Source organism: Lentzea chajnantorensis, from assembly GCF_054300775.1.
The window spans coordinates 7,076,361-7,095,411 of record NZ_JBSDZT010000002.1; the positions used below are offsets into that span (position 1 = coordinate 7,076,361).

Below are 19,051 nucleotides of genomic sequence, written 5' to 3' on the forward strand. Positions count from 1 at the left end.
TCCGCGTGGGGGATCTCGTCACCGGTGAAGCGGTAGTTCTGGACCTGCGCGTGGCGCGGCTGGCCAGCAGGGCGGTCGCGTTCGCGTTCGACGTGCTCGTGCAGTTCCTGTTGTTGCTCGGCGTGTTCCTGTTGTCGCCGATCGGCTTCGACGACGCGCTGCAGTCGGCGCTCGCGTTGTCGCTCACGATCGCCGTGCTGGTCGGGTACCCGGCCGCGGTGGAGTCGTTGACGCGCGGCCGGTCGCTGGGCAAGCTCGTCATGGGACTGCGGGTGGTGCGCGACGACGGCGGCTCGATCCGCTTCCGCCACGCCCTGGTGCGCGCGCTCACCGGGTTCTTCGTCGACTTCTGGGCGCTGGGCCTCGGCGGCGCGGTGGCGTTGTTCGTGTCGCTGTTCTCCGCGCAGGGCAAGCGGGTCGGCGACTACCTCGCGGGCACCGTCGTGGTGCACACGCGGGTGCCGGAGCAGGCGGTGACGACGGTGGAGATGCCGGCACCGCTGGCCGAGTGGGCCCAGGGCCTCGACCTGTCGCAGCTGCCGGAGGAGCTGGTGCTCGCGGCGCGGCAGTACCTGGGCCGCTACCACGAGCTCGGCGAGAGGGCGCAGCTGGAAGCTCGGGGCGCGGCTCGCGGACGACGTGGGTGCCGCCGTCCGGTCGCCGCGCGCCGAGCACGTCCACCCGTACCCGTACCTGGCCGCCGTGCTGGCCGAGCGGCGCGGCCGGGCGTCAGGCGCCCAGCAGTTCGGTCAGCAGTAGCGGGTTCATGTAATCGTCGTAGCGGGCGATCTCGCCGTCGCGCAGGTGGATGACCGCGATGGCGGTGAAGGTGTAGTGGTCCTGCTTCACCTTCGACCACCCCCTGTGCGTGATCTCGGCGACGACCACGTCCGGGTCGTCGGTGAGCCGGGTGATCGCCTCGACGTGCTGGACCTCGATCTTCTCGCGGACCCGCGCGCCCCTCATCTTGTCGAAGTAAGCGCGGATCTCGTTGCGGCCCTTGATCTCCGGCTGCTGGAACGACGCCGGGAACCGGTAGGCCATCACGCCGTCCTCGGTGAACAGGTCCGCGAACGAGTCGTGGCCCTGCTCCCCCGCGACCTGCCTGCGGACGTGCTCGACGATCTCCGCCGGTGTGCGTGCCATCTGTCCTGCCCCCATCTCTAGAATCGGAACGGTGACCCCGGTTATGACGATACGGAACGCACGCCCCGGTTGGCAACGATGAGGGCCGACGCGGCGCGGAACCGCGAGAAGGTGCTGGCGGCAGCACGGGAGCTGTTCGCGTCGAAGGGCATCGACGTGCCGCTCGACGAGATCGCCGCGCACGCCGGGGTCGGGCCCGGCACCGTCTACCGGCACTTCCCGACCAAGCAGGCGCTGTTCCAGGCCGTCACGGACGCGCGCGTCTCGGCGATGGTCGAGTCGGCCGCCGCCCCCGCCGGCGATCCGGGCGCGGCGCTGTTCGCGTTCCTCGGGCGGATGGCGGACGAGGCGGCGGCGAAGCGGGACCTGTCCGACGCGATCACCGTGCCGTCCGAGCTGCGGGACCGGCTGCACTCGGCGCTCGGCGGGCTGCTGGAACGGGCTCAGGCCGCCGGTGCGGTGCGCGCGGACGTGACGACGAAGGACCTGGTGGCACTGATGAAGGGGATGCTGCAGAGCCTGCACGAGGGGGCAAACCCCGCGCTGCTGCTGGAGATCGTGACCAGCGGGCTTCAGTCGAGCCGGAAGCCGTAGGGCAGTTCGAGGCGGTGGCGGGCGAGCAGGTCGGCGTCGGCGAGGAGCTCGCGGGTGGGTCCGTCCGCGACGACCACGCCGTCGTCGACCAGGACGCTGCGCGGGCAGGTCTGCAGCGCGAACGGCAGGTCGTGGGTGACCACGAGCATCGTGCGGCCCAGGCCGAGCAGCAGTTCGGCGAGCTCGCGGCGGGCCACGGGTTCCAGGTTCGCGGACGGCTCGTCCAGCACCAGGACCTCCGGGTCGCACGCGAGCACCGTGGCGAGCGCGACGCGGCGGCGCTGACCGCCGGACAGGTGCAGGGGTGAGCGGTCGGCGACCGCCTCCATCCCGACCGCCCGCAACGCCCCCAGCACCCGTTCGTCCACATCGGACATGCCGAAGTTCTGCGGGCCGAACGCGACGTCCTCGCGCACGGTCGGGCAGAACAGCTGGTCGTCCGGGTCCTGGAAGACCAGGCCGACGCGGCGGCGGATCTCGCGCAGGTTCGCCCTGCTGACTTCGAGGCCCGCGATCGCAACCGTGCCGGAGCCGCCGGAGTGGACGCCGTTGAGGTGCAGTGCCAGCGTGGTCTTGCCGGCGCCGTTCGGGCCGAGCACCGCGACCCGTTCGCCGCGCTCGACCCGCAGGTCCACGCCGAAGAGCGCCTGGTGGCCGTCCGGGTAGGCGAAGGCGAGCTTGGAGACCTGCACCGCCGCGGCGGCCGGGGTCTCGGGGACGATCGTGGCCGAACCTCCCGGCCGGCCGGTCCAGCCGCGCGACACCATGGCGAGGTGCACCCTCTCTCCGCGTTCGTAGGACCGGATGAACAGCGTGCCGACCGAGCGGGCCAGCGCACCGGCCTGCCACAGGAACCGCGGGTCGTCGCCGCGGGAGATGCGGGCGACGCGCATCCGCTTCGCCTCGCCGGCCACGACCTCGCCGTAGCGCAGCATCAGCGTGGCGATCATGATCATCGACGCGGGCACGCGCAACCGCTGCAGGCCCTTGAGCAGGTCACCGGGTGCGGTGGTGGCGGCCAGCGTGAGGCTGACCAGCACGCCGAGCGTGCCCTTGGCCAGGATGTTCCACCCGGCGAGCGCGCCCTCGACCGAGACCGAGACGCCGAGGAGGTCGGTGCGCGGGCCCGTGCCGAAGACCGGCAGCAGGAACGCGAGCACCACGAACGGCACCTCGATCACCGCGCGCTTGAGGAACCACCACGGCGAGACGCGTGCTACCGCCCAAACGGCGACGAGCACGAGGAGGTAGAGCCCGAAGACGGGGAACCACGTGCGCGGGGTGGCCACGACGCCCAGCACCGCCGCGAACGCCACGAGGATCTTCACGTGGGGTGCGAGGCGGTGCACCGGTGAGTCACCGGCGTGGTGCAGGACGTGGTGGCTCCCGCTCATGCCTTCGTCTTCTTGCGCAGCAGCCAGAACAGCCCGAACGACAGCCCGAGCACGACCACCACGCCGAGCACGCCCGCGAGGCCGGTGAACCGGTCGTCACCGCCGAGCGCGTAGTCGGCGAAGGCGCTGCCCGCGAACGGGTGCTCCTGCGCGTGCTCGGCGATGCCGGTGTCCTCGACCGTCTTGTCCAGGCCGTCCGGGTCGCCGGAGGCGAAGTACGACAGCACGCCCGCGATCAGCAGCGACACCACCGCGAACCCGAGGAAGAACCTCTTCACGACCGGACCTCCAGCGGCGAGCGGGTGCCCTTGAGCAGGTGCACGAGGTCAGGGCGGATCGCGGCGACCGACGTGACGGTCGCGGCGGTGATCAGACCCTCACCGACGCCGATCAGCGCGTGGAAGCCGAGCATGAGGAGTGCGACCTGGCCGATCTCCACCCCGCCCTGCCCTCCGATCGCGTACTCGACGACGAACCCCGTCGCGGCGAGCAGCGTGTTGACCAGCGCCGACACGAACGCGACGACCGCGAGCCCGCCCTTGCCCCGGTTCGCGAGCCCCCGCAGCGCCACCGCCACCGCGAACCCGGCCGCGGTGCCGATCAGGGCCATGTTGGTGACGTTGGTGCCCAGCGCCGTGAGCCCGCCGTCGGCGAACAGCAGCGCCTGCACCACCAGCACGATCGTCACGCACAGCGCACCGACCCAGGGGCCGACCAGGATCGCCGCGAGCGCACCGCCGAGCAGGTGCCCGGACGCACCCGGCAGGATCGGGAAGTTGATCATCTGGACGGCGAAGATGAAGGTCGCGACGAGCCCGGCCATCGGGGCGGTCCGGTCGTCCAGGTCGGCGCGGGCCTTCACCAGCGCGACCCCGACGCCCACCGCGGCGACGGCCAGGAACGCGACCGACGTCGGCGCGTTCAGCAGGCCGTCGCTCATGTGCATGGCAATGGCTGACATGTGCGGTCACGCTAATTGCCGGACCTCTGCTGTGGCTAGGACTGTGCAACAACGATTTGGGGGCAACAGCGCGGTGATCGTCACAGCGTCGCTAGTCATCGGATGACTTCTGCGGTTAGATCCGTTCCGCCGCCGCCACGGCACGGAGGGACCAACAGTGACAGAGCTGTCGCGTAGAACCTTTCTGTACGGAACAGGCGCAGCCGTGGGTGCGTCGGCACTGGGCTCGGGCACCTCGGTCGCAGCGCCGACCGCCCCTGAGACATCGGGTCACAACGTCCACCGGGACGTGGTCCGCGACGCCCGGATGGAGTGGCGGCGGCTGCCGCAGAACTGGGGCGACAGCCCGTTCCTCGCGAACGGCTTCCTGGGCGTGCAGGTCTACGCCGGGCGCACGCCGGACGAGCTGAAGCTGATGCTCAGCCACTCTGAGGTGCAGGACCAGCGCGAGCACTGGGAGGCCGCGATCGGGCTGTCCCGATTGCCGATCGGGTACCTGACGCTGCGGTTCGCCGGCGCGATCACGGCCATGGACTGGACGCTCGACCTGTGGAACGCGGAGCTGACCGGCTCGGTGACCACCACGCAGGGCAGTGCCACCTTCACGATGCTGGTGCACAACGCGCGCAGCACGTTCCTCGCGTCCGTGCGCGGTGACGTGACCTGGGGGTTCCAGCCGCTGGAGTCCTCGACGACCCGCCAGGTCCGCAGGCCGGCCGACTACACCGCGAACCCCGCGCCGGCGCTGGGCACCGCGAACGGCGTCTCGTACGCCGCGCAGCCGTTGCACGCGGGCGGTGGTTACACGACGGCCTGGTCGGCCCGTGGCGGCCGGTTCGCGGCCCATGTGGCGTACACGCATCCCGCGGACACGCACACGTCTGACGCGATCCGTGAGGTGCGCACGGCGCTGGCGATCCCGTTCGAGGTATTGCTGCTGCAGCACCGCCGTTGGTGGAACGCGTACTTCGCCAAGTCGCTGGTGTCGGTGCCGGACAAGCTCGTGCAGCGCTTCTACTGGTTGCAGCTCTACAAGATGGCCGCCGCCACCCGCGCCGACGCGCCGGTCATCAGCGAGTGGGGGCCGTGGTTCCCCGAGCAGGGCAACAGCTGGACGGCCGTGTGGTGGAACCTCAACGTCCAGATCTCGTACCCGCTGGTCAACGGCTCGAACCACCACGAGCTCGACGCCGTGACGACCACGTTGAAGCGCTACGAGCACAACCTCGAACGCAACATCAACCCCGCCTACCGGGACGGGGACTCGTACGCGATCTGCCACCCCGGCGACCGCACGTTGCGCTCCGGGCCGCGCTACTGCGGTGTGCCCGGCGTGGCGCCGAATGACCACACGGGCAATCTTCTGTGGGCGTGCCACAACGTGTGGCTGGGCTACCGGCACACGATGGACGAGAAGATCCTCAAGGACGTCCTCTTCCCGATCCTCACCAAGGCCGTCAACTACTACGCGCGGTTCCTCGTCGAGGGCACCGACGGCAGGCTGCACCTGCCGGAGACGCGGTCACCGGAGTACGCCAACGCCACGGACACGACCTACGACCTCTCGCTGATCCGCTGGGGCGTGCGCACGCTGCTGTCGATCGAGGAGAACCCGCGCTGGCGGGACGTGCTGACCCGGCTCGTGCCCTACCACCTGGGTCCGGACGGCGCGTTGATCGGCAAGGACGTGGCGCTCACCGACTCGCACCGGCACTTCTCGCACCTGCTGTGGTTCTACCCGCTGCGCGAGCTCACGTGGGACGTGGCCGAGCACCGCGACCTGATCGCGCGGACGTTCGACCACTGGGTGTCGCGCCGCGAGGCCTGGGCCGGCTACAGCTACGGCGCCGCGTCCGCGATGGCCTCGGCGATGGGGCGGCCGGAGGAGGCGCTGGCGTTCCTGCGCCACTTCCTCGACCGCAAGCCGGTCGGGTCCAACGCGGTGCTCACCGAGAACTCCTTCTACCGCGAGGGCAGCAACCTCGCGATCGAGTCGCCGCTCATGTCCGGCCAGGCCGTGCTGGAGATGATGGTCCAGTCGCACAACAACGTCGTGCGCGTCTTCCCGTCCGTCTCGCAGACGTGGGCCGACGCGTCCATCTCGTCGTTGCGCACCCAGGGCGCGTTCCTGGTCGACGCGTCACGGTCGGGCGGGCGCACCGACTGGGTGCGGGTGCACTCGGAGGCCGGTTCGCCGCTGGTGCTCGACCACGGCATCACCGGTGACATCGACGTGCGCGACCCGTGGGGCCGGCGACTGGACCACAAGCAGCAGGGTTCGGCCATCGTCGTGCCGTTGCGCCGTGGGCAGACGGCCATCGTCAGTCGCAAGGGCACTCGTCCGAACGTCGTAGCGCGCGATGTGACGGCCAACGGCTCGTCTTCGCGCTGGGGTCTGCCGTAACGTCCGAATTCGAACAACCGGATCGGACGAGTGGGGTGTGCGGTGGATCTTCAGCACTGGCTCAACGAGGCGCTGACCAACCACGAGAAGTGGACCGCCGAGTACGGCACCTTCACACCCCACTCATCCGTCGAGGTCGACCCGGCGCTCTTCGGGTCGGCGCTCGCCGAGCTGCAGGACCGGCTGCGCGACAACTACCCGTTCTTCCACCCGCGCTACGCGGGCCAGATGCTGAAACCGCCGCACCCGGCCGCCGTCGTCGGCTACCTGTCGGCGATGCTGATCAACCCGAACAACCACGCGCTGGACGGCGGCCCGGCGACCGCGGCGATGGAACGCGAGGTCGTGGCCGGTCTCGCGGGGATGTTCGGCTACGGCGAGCAGCACCTCGGCCACCTCACCTCCAGCGGCACGATCGCCAACCTGGAGGCGTTGTTCGTCGCCCGGTCGCTGCATCCGGGCCGTGGCGTCGCGTACTCCTCCGAGGCGCACTACACACACTCGCGCATGTGCGGTGTGCTCGGTGTCGAGGGGTTCCCCGTGCCCGTGGACAGTCGCGGGCGCATGGACCTGGACGCTCTCGAAGCGCTGCTGCGCGGCGGCAAGGTCGGAACGGTCGTGGTCACGCCGGGAACCACCGCTTTGGGTGCCATCGAACCGGTGCATCTCGTGCTGGACATCGCACGGCGTTACGACGTGCGGGTGCACGTGGACGGTGCGTACGGCGGGTTCTTCGCGTTGCTCGCGGGCACGGACCTGGCGCCGGAGCCGTGGGAGGCCATCGGATCGTGTGACTCCGTCGTGGTCGATCCGCACAAGCACGGTCTTCAGCCCTACGGCTGTGGTGCGGTGTTGTTCCGCGACCCGTCCGTGGGCCGCTTCTACCTGCACGATTCGCCCTACACGTACTTCACGTCCGACGAGCTGCACCTCGGTGAGATCAGCCTGGAGTGCTCCCGTGCCGGTGCGGCCGCCGCAGGGCTGTGGCTGACGCTGAAGCTGCTCCCGCTGACCCGCGAGGGCCTGGGCGAGGTGCTGGCGGCCGGACGGCGCGCGGCCGTGCGGTGGGCGGGGCTGATCCGCGAGTCGGAGCAGCTGGAGCTCTACCAGGAGCCCGAGCTCGACATCGTCACGTACTTCCCGCGGACCAGCCCGCTGACGCTCTCGGCCGTGGACGCGGCGGCGCACCGGGTGATGCAGACCGGCATGAACGCCGCCGTCGACCCGGTGTTCCTGAGCGTGGCACGGGCGTCGAAGGAGGCGTTCGCAGCACGGCACCCCGGCGTTGCGGCGGACGCGGACGGGGCGCGGGTGCTGCGCAGCGTGCTGATGAAGCCGGAGTCCGAGGAGTACCTCGACACGCTGCACGCGCGGGTGCTCAGCCTGCTCTGACGGTGCAGGTCAAGCGGCCTGCGCTCCGGGTCGGACAGCGGGGGAACGCCGAAGTGGGCGACTCACCCCCGGTGAGTCGCCCAACGGGCGCGCAGGTCCTCAGCCGTGCTTGGCGCGGCGGCCGGAGCGGCGCGGCGGCAACGGCGTGTCGCCGCGCAGGTCGAGCCGGCGCTGCTCGCCGTTGGCCTCCAGGTGCGTCACCATCCGGCGCAGCATCTCGGCCAGCGACTGCGCCTCCGACGACTCCAGCGGGTCGGAGACGAAGACCTCCTCCTCGTTGAACTTGGGGAAGAGGTCGGCCATCAGCTCTTCACCCTCAGGGGTGAGGCGCAGGACCGCGAGGCGCCCGTCGGTCGGGTGGCCCATGCGCTCCAGCAGGCCCCGCGACTGCAGCGTCTTGGCGACGCCGGTCAGGGTGCCCTTGGAGATGCCGGCCTCCTCGGCGACGTACCGCGTCTCCATCTCGCCCCAGATCCACACGACCCAGAGCACGACGAAGCCGGTCCAGGTCAGATCGCTGGTGCGCAGCACCGAGTTCTCGAGGTGCTGCCGGATCGCGGTCGCGGCGCGGTGGATGTTCGACACCGCCGCCATCTGCTCGCGACGCAGTGGCACCGCACCGAGCTTGGCTTGGACGGCCTTCTCGGTCTCGGCAATCGTGTGGTGACCAGACAACTCAAAGTCTCCCGTGCTCGAGCTCAGGTGTTCCCGGCACAATACTTGCGGTTCCGAAGTATGTCTTCGACCTGGTGGTTTCGATCCGGCACGAGTCTGCTCGCGCTGTGATCACGATGTCACATCGCGCATGGTCCCGTGACGGTCGTCACCCGTCCAGTTACGGACTGTTGCCCAGTGGTGGACGATGAGTGCGGAGCCCCCAGCTGAGACCGAGCACGGTCTGCGCTCCACGGACGGGTCGACAGCGCTCGCACCTCGAACGTTGTCCCCTTCCGCGCCAGCGACGCACTGGGCCAGGAAAGGTAGTTCGACGTGGTCGGTGAACAGGTGACACGGGAGCTCGCGGCAAGACTCGGCGACGACGGCATCGACGTGGTGCGCGTCGTCTTCCCCGACCTGCTCGGCACGGACCGGGGGCGCGACGTCCTCGTCGAACACCTACCTGCGGTGACGCAGCGCGGGCTGTCGTTCTGCCGGGCCGTCTACAGCACCACGCCGGGCGGCAAGACCACCGAGAACGGCGGGGTGCTCGACGCGGGGCTGCCCGACGTGATCGTGGTGCCCGACCTCGACACGCTGCTGCCGATCCCGTGGGAGCCGGGGGTCGCGTGGTGCATCGGCGACGCGCTCAGCCCGGCCGACGAGAGACCCGTCGACGAGTCACCCCGCCAGGTGCTGCGCAGGGCGCTGGAGGTGTTCGAGACCACGGGTCTCTCGCCGGTGGTCGGGCCGGAGCTGGAGTACTTCCTCTGCGAACCCGACGAAGACCGCCCGAACGGGTGGCGGCCGTACTGCGACGAGCCGGGCAACGTGTACGCGACCGGCCGCCGCGGAGACTCGGACGGTCACCTGCTGAGAACTCTCCGGACGTTGAGCTCGGCGGGCCTGCAGACCACCGGCGGCAACCACGAGTACGCCGGCGGGCAGTTCGAGATCAACCTCGTGCACTCCCCCGCGATGGACGCGGCCGACCGGGCGTTCCGGTTCAAGACCTCGGTGAAGGAGCTCGCCCGGCGCGAGGGGCGGCTGGCGACGTTCATGGCCAAACCGTTCAACGACGGCGGCGGCTCCGGCTTCCACCTGCACCTGTCGTGCCACGAGAAGGACGGCCGCAACGCGTTCCAGGCGGCGGGCACCTCGCACGGCCTGTCGGACGAGGCGCGCTGGGCGATCGGCGGCATCCTCACCCACGCACCGGCGCTGGCCGCACTGCTCAACCCGACGGTCAACTCCTACAAGCGGTTCGGCCCGGACTCGCTCGCCCCGTGGCTGATCGACTGGGGCCTCGACAACCGCAGCTCGATGCTGCGGGTCCCGGCCGAGCGGGGCGAGACCACCCGGCTGGAGCTGCGCCTGGGCGACGCGAGCGCGAACCCGTACCTGGGCATCGCGGGCCTCATCGCCGCCACCTACCTGGGCATCCGCGACCGGATCGACCCGCCGCGCCCCTCGGCGGGCTACGGCTACGACCCGTCCAAGGCCCCGACGCTGCCCGCCACGCTGCCGGACGCCCTCGCCTACCTGGAGGAGGACACGGCGATGGTCGAGGTGCTGGGCAAGGACTTCGTCCGGTCCTATGTGGACTTCAAGTGGGAGGAGGTGGCCCGCTTCCAGCGGTTCGTGACCGACTGGGAGTTCACCGAGTACGCGTACCACCTATAGTTCACCCGCGATGACTGCACTCACGGACCGGCTCACCTCGATCGCCGACGAAGACGAACTGTTCGACACCTTCTCCGGGTGGGCCGCCGAACGCGGCCTGGCGCTGTACCCCGCGCAGGAGGAGGCGGTCATCGAGCTGGTCTCGGGGGCGAACGTCATCCTCAGCACGCCCACCGGGTCGGGCAAGAGCCTGGTGGCCATCGGTGCCCACCTGGTCGCGATGGCGGGCAACCAGCGCAGCTTCTACACCGCGCCGATCAAGGCGCTGGTCTCGGAGAAGTTCTTCGCGCTGTGCGAGGTGTTCGGGCCGGAGAACGTCGGCATGATGACCGGCGACGCCTCGGTGAACGACCAGGCGCCCATCATCTGCTGCACCGCGGAGATCCTCGCGAACATCGCGCTGCGCGACGGGACGGCCGCGGACGTCGGCCAGGTCGTGATGGACGAGTTCCACTTCTACTCCGAGCCCGACCGCGGCTGGGCGTGGCAGGTGCCGCTGATCGAGCTGCCCCAGGCCCAGTTCCTGCTGATGTCGGCGACGCTGGGCGACGTCGCGTTCTTCGAGAAGGACCTGACCCGGCGCACCGGCCGCCCGACCGCGGTGGTCCGTTCGGCGCAGCGCCCGGTGCCGCTGAACTTCCAGTACGTCCTCACGCCGTTGCACGAGACGATCGAGGACCTGCTGCACGGCCGCGAGGCGCCGATCTACGTCGTGCACTTCACCCAGGCCGCCGCGCTGGAACGCGCGCAGTCGCTGATGAGCGTCAACGTGGCGACCAAGCAGGAGAAGGAAGCCATCGCCGACCTCATCGGCAACTTCCGGTTCTCCTCCGGCTTCGGCAAGACGCTCTCGCGGCTGGTGCGGCACGGCATCGGCGTGCACCACGCGGGCATGCTGCCCAAGTACCGGCGGCTGGTCGAGCAGCTCGCCCAGGCCGGTCTGCTCAAGGTCATCTGCGGCACGGACACCCTCGGCGTCGGCATCAACGTGCCGATCCGCACGGTCGTGTTCACGGCGCTGGCGAAGTACGACGGCACCCGCACCCGCATCCTCAAGGCCCGCGAGTTCCACCAGATCGCCGGCCGGGCCGGTCGCGCGGGCTACGACACCGTCGGCACGGTCGTGGTGCAGGCGCCCGAGCACGAGGTCGAGAACCGCAAGGCGCTGCTGAAGGCGGGCGACGACCCGAAGAAGAAGCGCAAGGTCGTCCGCAAGAAGGCGCCCGACGGGTTCGTGTCGTGGAGCGAGTCGACGTTCGAACGGCTCGTGGGCGCCGAGCCGGAGCCGCTGACGTCGTCGTTCCAGGTCTCGCACGCGATGCTGCTGAACGTGATCGGCCGCCCGGCCGGTGGCGCGTTCCAGGCGATGCGGCACCTGCTGGAGGACAACCACGAGGACCGCCCGAAGCAGCTCAAGCACATCAAGCGCGCCCTGGCGATGTACCGGGCCCTGGTCGCGGCCGGTGTCGTGGAACGCTCCGGCGGCGACTTCCGGCTCACGATGGACCTGCAGTTCAACTTCGCGCTGAACCAGCCGCTGTCGCCGTTCGCGCTCGCGGCCATCGAGCTGCTCGACCGGGAGGCCCCCGGCTACGCGCTGGACGTGCTGTCGGTGATCGAGTCCACGCTGGACGACCCGAGGCAGATCCTGGGCGCGCAGGAGCACAAGGCCCGCGGCGAGGCCATCGGCGCCATGAAGGCCGAGGGCATCGAGTACGACGAGCGCATGGAGCTGCTGGAGGACGTCACCTACCCGAAGCCGCTGGAGGAGCTGCTGGAGGCGGCGTTCCTCACCTACCGCCGCGGCCACCCGTGGGTCGGCGACTACCACCTGTCCCCCAAGGCCGTCGTGCGCGACATGTACGAGCGCGCGATGACGTTCACCGAGTACGTCTCGTTCTACGGCCTGGCCCGCTCGGAGGGCCTCGTGCTGCGCTACCTGGCCGACGGCTACAAGGCCCTGTCGCAGACGGTGCCGGAGGAGGCCAAGACCGAGGAGCTGCAGGACCTGATCTCGTGGCTGGGCGAGCTCGTCCGCCAGGTCGACTCGTCGCTGATCGACGAGTGGGAGAAGCTCACCAACCCCGACGGCACGGTGCAGGAGGTCCGCGTGGACCAGCCGCCCGCCGTCACCCGCAACACCCGCGCGTTCCGGGTGCTCGTGCGCAACGCCCTGTTCCGCCGCGTCGAGCTCGCCGCCAAGCGCGACTGGTACTCGCTGGGCGAGCTGGACCACGAGTCCGGCTGGACGGCCAAGGAGTGGATGGACGCCCTGGAGCCGTACTTCGAGGAGCACTCGGACATCGGCACCGGCCCCAACGCGCGCGGCCCGGCGTTCCTGATCATCAACGTCGAGCAGGAGCGCTGGGTGTGCCGGCAGATCTTCGAGGACCCGGCAGGCGACAAGGACTGGGGCTTCAACGCCGAGGTCGACCTGGCCGAGTCCGACGAGCTGGGCGAGGCGGCGCTGACCATCACCGACGTCGGCCGGCTCTGAGGCCGTCCCCGCGCCCCGATCGCGGAACCGGGCCGCGGACCGTTTCGCGAATCCCGTACGAATTCGAACGACTCTTCGTCGTTCTCCGGCCTGGGTGCGCGCGACAGCGGCCACGACAAAAGCGTTAATGCGCAGAATCCGGGGTTACCTGGATTCTGCACCCGCTAAACGTTGAAACCCGATGCATTTCAGCGATCGGGCATAACCGCTGGCCAGTTGAGACGACGGCTCCACCGGGGCGCTATGACGGCTTGATTGGCCGGGTGGTCCGGTCGGGGCAACATCATTGCGCCGCACCTCCGCGGTCGAGATATGGTGTTGCCCATGGGGGAATTAGTTCGCGCTCGTTCTCGGCAGCCGCAGCCGCCCACTGGCGCACCACCACGGGAGGAGTGAAGTGGACCCGGCACTGGACTCGCTGCGCGACCGGCTGGCGGAGATCGTCGCGTCGCCGCCGGACAACACCGAAGCCCTCGTCGACACGCTGAGCGGACTGGCCAAGCTCTCGAACCAGTGGTCCGAGGCGATCCAGGCGCTGCGCGCGCCCACCCGCAGACTCGTCGGGCCGGCCGCTGCCGCCTCGGTGAGCGTGGCGGCGCGGCGCGCGGAGGAGTCGTTCATCGAGCTGGAGATCACGCTGGGTGACGCGCTGGCGGCTCAGCCGAGGGCGATCCGGCAGTCCTGAGGCCGCCGCTCGCGTGACCAGGCAACTGCACGGTGGGTGACGACGGCGCCGATGACAGGGGCCAGACGCACCCGTTCGGAGGGTTCCCGTACCTCCTCGCCCTGTCGGATGATGCGCCAATTGGGCTTTCTGGGGTCGAGGGGGTGCTTGCCGTGCGCACGACGGGCAACCGGACCCCCGCGGCGACTCACCCTCCGTGAGGAGGCATGATCGCGTATCCGACGCCCTCGGCTCACCAGGCGCGCGTTGACCGAGCGTGGTCCAGTCGCGCCACGTGAGGATCGGCCGTACACAGTTTGGACTCGATCTCGAATGACCTCAGGTCTGCCGTGCCCCCTGTGCGAGGGACCGGATCGACGTGGCAGCCTCGAACGGTCCCTGCGGGTGCTCGCCGTCGACGACGAGGCACCCGCGCTGGAGGACCTCACCTACCTGTTGCGCTCAGACCCGCGCATCGCGCACGTCGAAGCCGTCACCGACGCCACGAAGGCGCTGCGGGTGCTGCACCGGGCGATGGACGCGGGCCAGCCGCTCGACGCGGTGTTCCTCGACATCCGCATGCCGGGGCTGGACGGTCTCGACCTCGCCCGCGTGCTGTCGAGGTTCGCGCAGCCGCCACCGGTCGTGTTCGTGACCGCGCACCAGCAGCCCGCCGTCGAGGCGTTCGAGCTCAAGGCGCTCGACTACCTGCTCAAGCCGGTGCGCCAGGAGCGGCTGGCCGAGTCGGTGCACCGGATCGTGCACGAGGTCTGGGACTCGAAGAACCCCGCGGAGGCCGCCCCGCCCGCGGCCGCGCAACCGGCCAACGCCACCCCGCCCGAGGTCGGTGACGAGGTCATCCCGGTCGAGCTCGGCGGCGTCACCCGCTTCATCCGGCTCGCTGACATCCGGTACGTGGAGGCGCACGGCGACTACGCCCGGCTGCACACCGCGACCGGCAGCGGGCTGGTCCGCGCCGCGCTCAACGGGCTCGAGGAGCGCTGGCGCAGCGCCGGGTTCGTGCGCATCCACCGCAGCCACCTCGTCTCGCTCGGCCACATCGACGAGCTGCGGCTGGAGGAGGGGCACCTCAGCGTCACGATCGGCGGCGCGGTGCTGCCGGTGAGCCGCCGGCACGCCCGGCACCTGCGGCAGCTGCTCGTGCGCCGCGCCCGGCCGGCGCCGGTGTCCGGTCAGGCCGCGCCCGCGGCCACCGCGCACCCGCGCAACGGGCTGGGGTCGTGACGACACCGCCACCGGGGCAGCCGCCCCCGCGGCCGGTCCAGCGCGTGGTGGTGACGAGTCCCCGCACCAGGGCGCCGCGGGCCCGGCGGCCGTACCCGGGCACCAGGGAGATCAACGAGCAGAGCGAGCTCGGCGCTGTCTACATGCGCACCCTGATCCGCGCCCAGCGCAGGCTGGGCCTGTCGGTGTGCTTCGTGGTGTGCGGGACGCTGGGACTGCTGCCGCTGCTGTTCGCGATCGAGCCGCAGATCGGCAAGATGCGGATCTTCGGGCTCGGGCTGCCGTGGTTCCTGCTGTGCGTGGCGACGGGCCCGATGCTGCTGCTGGCCGGCTGGTTCTACGTGCGGCAGGCCGAACGCAGCGAGCGCGAGTTCGCGGAGCTGGTCGAACGGCCATGACGAGCGGGTACGCCGTCGTGGCGGTGCTGGTCGTCGCACTGGGCACGATCCTGGTCGGCACGTACGGGCTGCGCGTCTCCCGCACCACGTCGGACTTCTACGTCGCGTCGCGCACGGTGTCGCCGTGGTGGAACGCCTCGGCGATCGGCGGCGAGTACCTGTCGGCGGCGTCGTTCGTGGGCATCGCCGGGCTGATCTTCGCCTACGGGCCGGACATGCTGTGGTTCCCGGTCGGCTACACCGCCGGGTACCTGGTGCTGCTGACGATGGTCGCCGCACCGCTGCGCCGCTCCGGCGCGTACACGCTGCCGGACTTCGCCGAGGCCCGCTTCCGCTCGCGCGGTGTGCGGGGCGTCGCGTCGGCGCTGGCGCTCGCGATCGGCTGGCTGTACCTGTTGCCGCAGCTCGAAGGCGCGGGGCTGACGCTGAACACGGTGACCGGGGCGCCGGACTGGGTGGGTGCGCTGGTCGTCGCGGCGGTCGTGACGGTCAACGTGATGTCCGGCGGGATGCGGTCGATCACGTTCGTGCAGGCGTTCCAGTACTGGCTCAAGCTCACCGCGATCACCGTGCCGGTCGTGTTCCTGGTCGTCGCGTGGCAGGTGCACGGCGCCCAGTCGCTGACCGCACCGGAGTTCCCGTCGTTCCGGCAGGACACCGAGGTCGTGTTCCGGAACGAGACGGTGGTGCACGCCGAGCAGGCCGTCACCGTCCGGGGCTCCGGCGAGGTCGACGGGCAGCGCGTGGAGGGCGGCGGGCACGTGCTGACCGCCGGCCACCACCGCGTCGGACAGGGCTCGAAGCTCACGTTCCCGCAGGGCTCGACCGTGCCGCACGTGTCCACGATGGGGCACAACACCAACGAGACGTGGTCGCTGCCGGAGTCGAGCGGGCAGCAGTTCCCGCTGTACGCGGCCTACTCGCTGATCATCGCGACGTTCCTGGGGACCATGGGGCTGCCGCACGTGATCGTGCGCTTCTACACCAACCCGAACGGCACGGCCGCGCGCCGCACGACGTTGATCGTGCTGGGCCTGCTGTCGGTGTTCTACCTGATGCCACCGGTGTACGGGGCGCTCGGCCGGCTGTACACGCCCGAGCTGCTGATGACCGGGCAGACCGACGCCGTGGTGCTCGTGCTGCCGACGCGGATGATCGACGGTCTCGGCGGCGAGCTGCTCGGCGCGCTGGTGGCCGGTGGCGCGTTCGCGGCGTTCCTGTCGACGTCCTCGGGGCTGGTGGTGTCGCTGGCGGGTGTCCTGTCGCAGGACGTGCTGCGGCTCGGCGGCGTGCGCGGGTTCCGGATCTCGACGGTGCTCGCGGGCATCGTGCCGCTGGCGATGACGTTCGTGTCGACGGGCATGCCGGTGGCGGACATGGTGGGCCTGGCGTTCGCGGTGGCGGCGTCGTCGCTGTGCCCGTTGCTGATGCTGGGGATCTGGTCGACCCGGATCACGACCGCCGGCGCCATCGCGGGCATGCTCGCGGGCGGCCTGCCCGCCCTGACCGCGGGGCTGGTCACGATGTTCACCGACACCGGCGACGCCCGGTACGAGACGCTCCTGTCCCGTCCGGCGGCGTGGACGGTGCCGCTGGGCTTCGGGGTCATGTACGTGGTCTCCCTGCTCACCCAGCGGCACGTGCCGCCGGGGGTGCAGCGCACGATGGTCAAGCTCCACGCGCCCGAGAACCTCGGGCTGGACGGCTCAGGTTCGTCTTCCCACGGCGACGAGCGAAGCTAGAGGTGAACTGAGATGCACGACCTCCTCACCGCCGCGGCGATCCTGATCGTCGGCGGGGCGGCGGTGCTCGTGCTGTGGCGGGGCACGCGCAGCCGGCAGTCGCTGTCGACCGAGGCCCAGCGCGTGACCTACGAGACCCTGCACACCGCCTGGTCCGCCGCTCCCCCGCTGCGCGCGGGCCTGGTCCCGGACGCGGCGAAGAGGTCCGCGCGCCACCTGCGCACACTGCTCGACACCCCCGCGCTCGCGCTGACCGACGAGACCGAGGTCGTCGCGTGGGAGGGCGTGTCCGAGCACCACGCCGCGGAGGCGATGGCGCAGGCGCAGGACGTGTTCCTGACCGGCCGCACCCAGGCGTTCGACATCGGCTGCACCGAACCGAACTGCCCGATCAACTGCGCGGTCGTCGCCCCGCTGACCGTCGAGGGCCGCGTGGTCGGGACCCTGGCCGCCTACTCCCGCGAGGCCTCCGCGGGCCTGGTCCGCGCGACGAACCAGGTGGCCCGGTGGGCGGCGGGGCAGCTGGAGCTGGCCGAGCTCGACCGCTCGCGGACGCGCCTGGTGGAGGCCGAGGTGCGCGCACTCCGCGCCCAGATCTCACCGCACTTCATCTACAACTCGTTGTCCGCCATCGCTTCGTACGTCCGCACCAACCCGGAGCGCGCGCGTACGTTGCTCCTCGACTTCGCGGACTTCACCCGCTACTCGTTCCGGCGGCACGGCGACTTCACGACGCTGGCCGAGGAGCTGCGTTCGATCGACCAGTACCTCGCCCTCGAACGCGCCCGCTTCGGCGAACGCCTGAGGGTGACGTTGCAGGTGGCGCCCGAGGTGCTGCCGGTGACCGTGCCGTTCCTGTGCCTGCAGCCGCTCGTCGAGAACGCCGTGCGGCACGGCATGGAGGGCAAGGTCGAGCCGGGCCACATCCAGATCTACGCGAACGACAGCGGTGCCGAGGCCGAGATCACCATCGAGGACGACGGCATCGGCATGGACCCCGACGAGCTGCGGCGGACGCTCGCCGGTCAGGTCGACGAATCCGCGGGGATCGGGCTCGGGAACATCGACGAGCGGTTGCGGCGGGTGTACGGGGACGAGTACGGGCTCGTGGTGGAGACGGCGTGCGGGCTGGGCACGAAGATCACCGTGCGGGTGCCGAAGTACCAGGCGGGCATCAACGGCATGTGACGCGGGATGCGGTGAAGTGGCGCGGGAGCGGCCATGAGTGCGATGAGCGGTCGTGGTGCGATGAGCGGTCACGGGTGCGATGAGCGGTCTGGAGTGGCGGTGCTCGGTCCGGCGGGCGACGCGGTGGTGCTGACGATGCCGGAAGCCACGCGGTTCATCACCCACGCGCGCCAGATGATCGCGGAGGCGACAGCGACAACGCACTGAGCGGACACCGGTCGGCCGGTCACGGTGCGATGAGCGGTCAGTGCTCGGCAGGGCGCACGAACCGGGCGAGCGCAACACAACGCCGGGGCCACCCTTCCTCAGGGTGACCCCGGCGCGAGCAGGGGGACGGCGCCTCAGCCGGCCGCCTTCGCCGACCGGCGGTCCGCCGCGTCGAGCACGGCGCGGATCCAGTCGACCTCGTCGGTGCCGCAGGCGCCCTCGGCCACGGCGCGGCGCAGGCGGGTCCACAGGCCCAGGTCGGTCCACTCCTGGAAGCGGCGGTGCACGGTCGGCACGGTCACGCCGAAGGACGCGGGCAGGTGCCGCCACGCGCAGCCGGAGGAGAGCACGAAGACGATGGCGGTGAAGACCGTGCGGTTGCAGACGCGGCCGCGGCCACCGCCCTGGCGGCGGACCTTCGCGGGTGGGATGAGGGGTTCGACGACGGCCCACAGGTTGGGGCTGACCAGGCGGGACGAGAGCTGTTCGATGACGTCGCCGCGACCGGGGTCGGCGGTCTGCTCCGGCCACACGCCGGCGCGCATCCAGGAGTCCTGGCGCGGGACGGAGGTGTCGGCGGACCGGGTGTCCTGGCGGGCGGACTCGGCGCGCTGGCGGGAGCGCAGCAGGGTGGCCAGCGCGGTCTCCTCGGCCGTGCTGCGGCGCGAGGGGACGGCGTAGGCCTGGTGCTGCTGGGCGTGGCGGGCGATCTCGGCGCCGACGGTGCGGCGGAACGACGGTGCGGCGGCCAGGCGCGGGTCGACCGGCTGGCCGTAGCGGGGCACCTGGCCCTGGCGCGGCGGCAGCGGGCGCTGGGGCAGCTGACCCTGGGGGGCCTGGCGCGCGGGCACCGGGCGCGCGGGGACCTGACCCTGGGGG

General features: G+C 70.8%; 17 protein-coding genes and 2 pseudogenes. 12 read left to right on the forward strand and 7 right to left on the reverse strand.

Going from position 1 to position 19,051, the window contains the following annotated elements; translation table 11 throughout:
- The first annotated feature begins 5 nt into the window (after positions 1-5).
- Entirely contained in the window at positions 6-812 is an 807-nt protein-coding gene (locus ACVDFE_RS33935) for an RDD family protein (protein ID WP_458433366.1), read from the forward strand.
- On the opposite strand, the gene ACVDFE_RS33940 is transcribed toward ACVDFE_RS33935, so the two are convergent.
- Positions 730-1,146 (reverse strand): nuclear transport factor 2 family protein, encoded by a 417-nt coding sequence (locus tag ACVDFE_RS33940; protein ID WP_360386956.1) that lies wholly within the window; start codon positions 1,144-1,146, stop codon positions 730-732. The two genes, ACVDFE_RS33935 and ACVDFE_RS33940, sit on opposite strands and share 83 nt — an antisense overlap.
- 78 nt (positions 1,147-1,224) lie before the next feature.
- Between ACVDFE_RS33940 and ACVDFE_RS33945 the strand changes: the two genes are divergently transcribed.
- Positions 1,225-1,740, forward strand: coding sequence for a TetR/AcrR family transcriptional regulator (locus tag ACVDFE_RS33945; RefSeq protein WP_458433367.1), 516 nt, complete (start codon positions 1,225-1,227; stop codon positions 1,738-1,740).
- Here the strand turns inward: ACVDFE_RS33945 and ACVDFE_RS33950 are convergent.
- The 4 genes and pseudogenes from ACVDFE_RS33950 to ACVDFE_RS33965 all read right to left on the reverse strand — a co-directional run bounded on the left by ACVDFE_RS33950 (position 1,719) and on the right by ACVDFE_RS33965 (position 4,095).
- Complete coding sequence (locus ACVDFE_RS33950) at positions 1,719-2,507, reverse strand: energy-coupling factor ABC transporter ATP-binding protein (protein WP_458434442.1); 789 nt, start codon at positions 2,505-2,507, stop codon at positions 1,719-1,721. The genes ACVDFE_RS33945 and ACVDFE_RS33950 overlap by 22 nt on opposite strands.
- Positions 2,496-3,134 (reverse strand): annotated as a pseudogene (gene cbiQ, locus ACVDFE_RS33955) (cobalt ECF transporter T component CbiQ); the annotation flags it as partial. The pseudogene cbiQ and the gene ACVDFE_RS33950, both read right to left, overlap by 12 nt.
- Positions 3,131-3,412, reverse strand: coding sequence for a PDGLE domain-containing protein (locus tag ACVDFE_RS33960; protein WP_360386950.1), 282 nt, complete (start codon positions 3,410-3,412; stop codon positions 3,131-3,133). The pseudogene cbiQ and the gene ACVDFE_RS33960, both read right to left, overlap by 4 nt.
- Complete coding sequence (locus ACVDFE_RS33965; protein ID WP_458433368.1) at positions 3,409-4,095, reverse strand: energy-coupling factor ABC transporter permease; 687 nt, start codon at positions 4,093-4,095, stop codon at positions 3,409-3,411. Before ACVDFE_RS33965 ends, ACVDFE_RS33960 begins: the two co-directional genes overlap by 4 nt.
- 289 nt (positions 4,096-4,384) lie before the next feature.
- Between ACVDFE_RS33965 and ACVDFE_RS33970 the strand changes: the two genes are divergently transcribed.
- On the forward strand, positions 4,385-6,499 hold the full coding sequence (locus ACVDFE_RS33970; RefSeq protein WP_458433369.1) for a glycosyl hydrolase family 95 catalytic domain-containing protein: 2,115 nt from the start codon (positions 4,385-4,387) through the stop codon (positions 6,497-6,499).
- A gap of 42 nt (positions 6,500-6,541) precedes the next feature.
- Positions 6,542-7,891 (forward strand): pyridoxal phosphate-dependent decarboxylase family protein, encoded by a 1,350-nt coding sequence (locus tag ACVDFE_RS33975; protein WP_360386942.1) that lies wholly within the window; start codon positions 6,542-6,544, stop codon positions 7,889-7,891.
- Positions 7,892-7,990: 99 nt separating this feature from the next.
- On the opposite strand, the gene ACVDFE_RS33980 is transcribed toward ACVDFE_RS33975, so the two are convergent.
- Positions 7,991-8,506 carry a MarR family winged helix-turn-helix transcriptional regulator gene (locus ACVDFE_RS33980; protein WP_245816540.1) on the reverse strand — a complete coding sequence of 172 codons (516 nt, stop codon included), beginning with the start codon at positions 8,504-8,506 and terminating at the stop codon, positions 7,991-7,993.
- Between the two features lie 375 nt (positions 8,507-8,881).
- On the opposite strand from ACVDFE_RS33980, the gene ACVDFE_RS33985 reads away from it, so the two are divergent.
- The 8 genes from ACVDFE_RS33985 to ACVDFE_RS34020 all read left to right on the forward strand — a co-directional run bounded on the left by ACVDFE_RS33985 (position 8,882) and on the right by ACVDFE_RS34020 (position 18,172).
- Positions 8,882-10,231, forward strand: coding sequence for a glutamine synthetase family protein (locus ACVDFE_RS33985; protein ID WP_360386938.1), 1,350 nt, complete (start codon positions 8,882-8,884; stop codon positions 10,229-10,231).
- 10 nt (positions 10,232-10,241) lie between these two features.
- Positions 10,242-12,728 carry a DEAD/DEAH box helicase gene (locus ACVDFE_RS33990; protein ID WP_360386935.1) on the forward strand — a complete coding sequence of 829 codons (2,487 nt, stop codon included), beginning with the start codon at positions 10,242-10,244 and terminating at the stop codon, positions 12,726-12,728.
- A 397-nt stretch (positions 12,729-13,125) separates the two neighbouring features.
- Positions 13,126-13,413: a hypothetical protein gene (locus ACVDFE_RS33995; protein ID WP_360386932.1), complete on the forward strand. Its 288-nt coding sequence runs from the start codon at positions 13,126-13,128 to the stop codon at positions 13,411-13,413.
- Between the two features lie 312 nt (positions 13,414-13,725).
- Entirely contained in the window at positions 13,726-14,637 is a 912-nt protein-coding gene (locus tag ACVDFE_RS34000; protein WP_360386929.1) for a LytR/AlgR family response regulator transcription factor, read from the forward strand.
- 50 nt (positions 14,638-14,687) lie between these two features.
- Complete coding sequence (locus tag ACVDFE_RS34005) at positions 14,688-15,035, forward strand: hypothetical protein (protein ID WP_458433370.1); 348 nt, start codon at positions 14,688-14,690, stop codon at positions 15,033-15,035.
- Complete coding sequence (locus tag ACVDFE_RS34010) at positions 15,032-16,777, forward strand: sodium/solute symporter (protein ID WP_458433371.1); 1,746 nt, start codon at positions 15,032-15,034, stop codon at positions 16,775-16,777. Before ACVDFE_RS34005 ends, ACVDFE_RS34010 begins: the two co-directional genes overlap by 4 nt.
- A gap of 12 nt (positions 16,778-16,789) precedes the next feature.
- Positions 16,790-17,965, forward strand: coding sequence for a histidine kinase (locus ACVDFE_RS34015; protein ID WP_360386920.1), 1,176 nt, complete (start codon positions 16,790-16,792; stop codon positions 17,963-17,965).
- 33 nt (positions 17,966-17,998) lie between these two features.
- A complete protein-coding gene (locus tag ACVDFE_RS34020) occupies positions 17,999-18,172 on the forward strand; it encodes a hypothetical protein (protein WP_458433372.1) in 174 nt (57 codons plus the stop codon).
- A 146-nt stretch (positions 18,173-18,318) separates the two neighbouring features.
- Here the strand turns inward: ACVDFE_RS34020 and ACVDFE_RS34025 are convergent.
- Positions 18,319-18,717 (reverse strand): annotated as a pseudogene (locus ACVDFE_RS34025) (transposase); the annotation flags it as partial.
- Between the last annotated feature and the right edge of the window lie 334 nt (positions 18,718-19,051).

Coding starts and splice junctions, on each gene's coding strand:
- ACVDFE_RS33940 (WP_360386956.1), bottom strand. CDS start 1,146: ATGGCACGCACACCGGCGGAGATCGTCGAGCACGTCCGCAGGCAGGTC.
- ACVDFE_RS33945 (WP_458433367.1), top strand. CDS start 1,225: ATGAGGGCCGACGCGGCGCGGAACCGCGAGAAGGTGCTGGCGGCAGCA.
- ACVDFE_RS33950 (WP_458434442.1), bottom strand. CDS start 2,507: ATGGTGTCGCGCGGCTGGACCGGCCGGCCGGGAGGTTCGGCCACGATC.
- ACVDFE_RS33965 (WP_458433368.1), bottom strand. CDS start 4,095: ATGTCAGCCATTGCCATGCACATGAGCGACGGCCTGCTGAACGCGCCG.
- ACVDFE_RS33990 (WP_360386935.1), top strand. CDS start 10,242: ATGACTGCACTCACGGACCGGCTCACCTCGATCGCCGACGAAGACGAA.
- ACVDFE_RS34000 (WP_360386929.1), top strand. CDS start 13,726: ATGACCTCAGGTCTGCCGTGCCCCCTGTGCGAGGGACCGGATCGACGT.
- ACVDFE_RS34010 (WP_458433371.1), top strand. CDS start 15,032: ATGACGAGCGGGTACGCCGTCGTGGCGGTGCTGGTCGTCGCACTGGGC.
- ACVDFE_RS34015 (WP_360386920.1), top strand. CDS start 16,790: ATGCACGACCTCCTCACCGCCGCGGCGATCCTGATCGTCGGCGGGGCG.
- ACVDFE_RS34020 (WP_458433372.1), top strand. CDS start 17,999: ATGAGTGCGATGAGCGGTCGTGGTGCGATGAGCGGTCACGGGTGCGAT.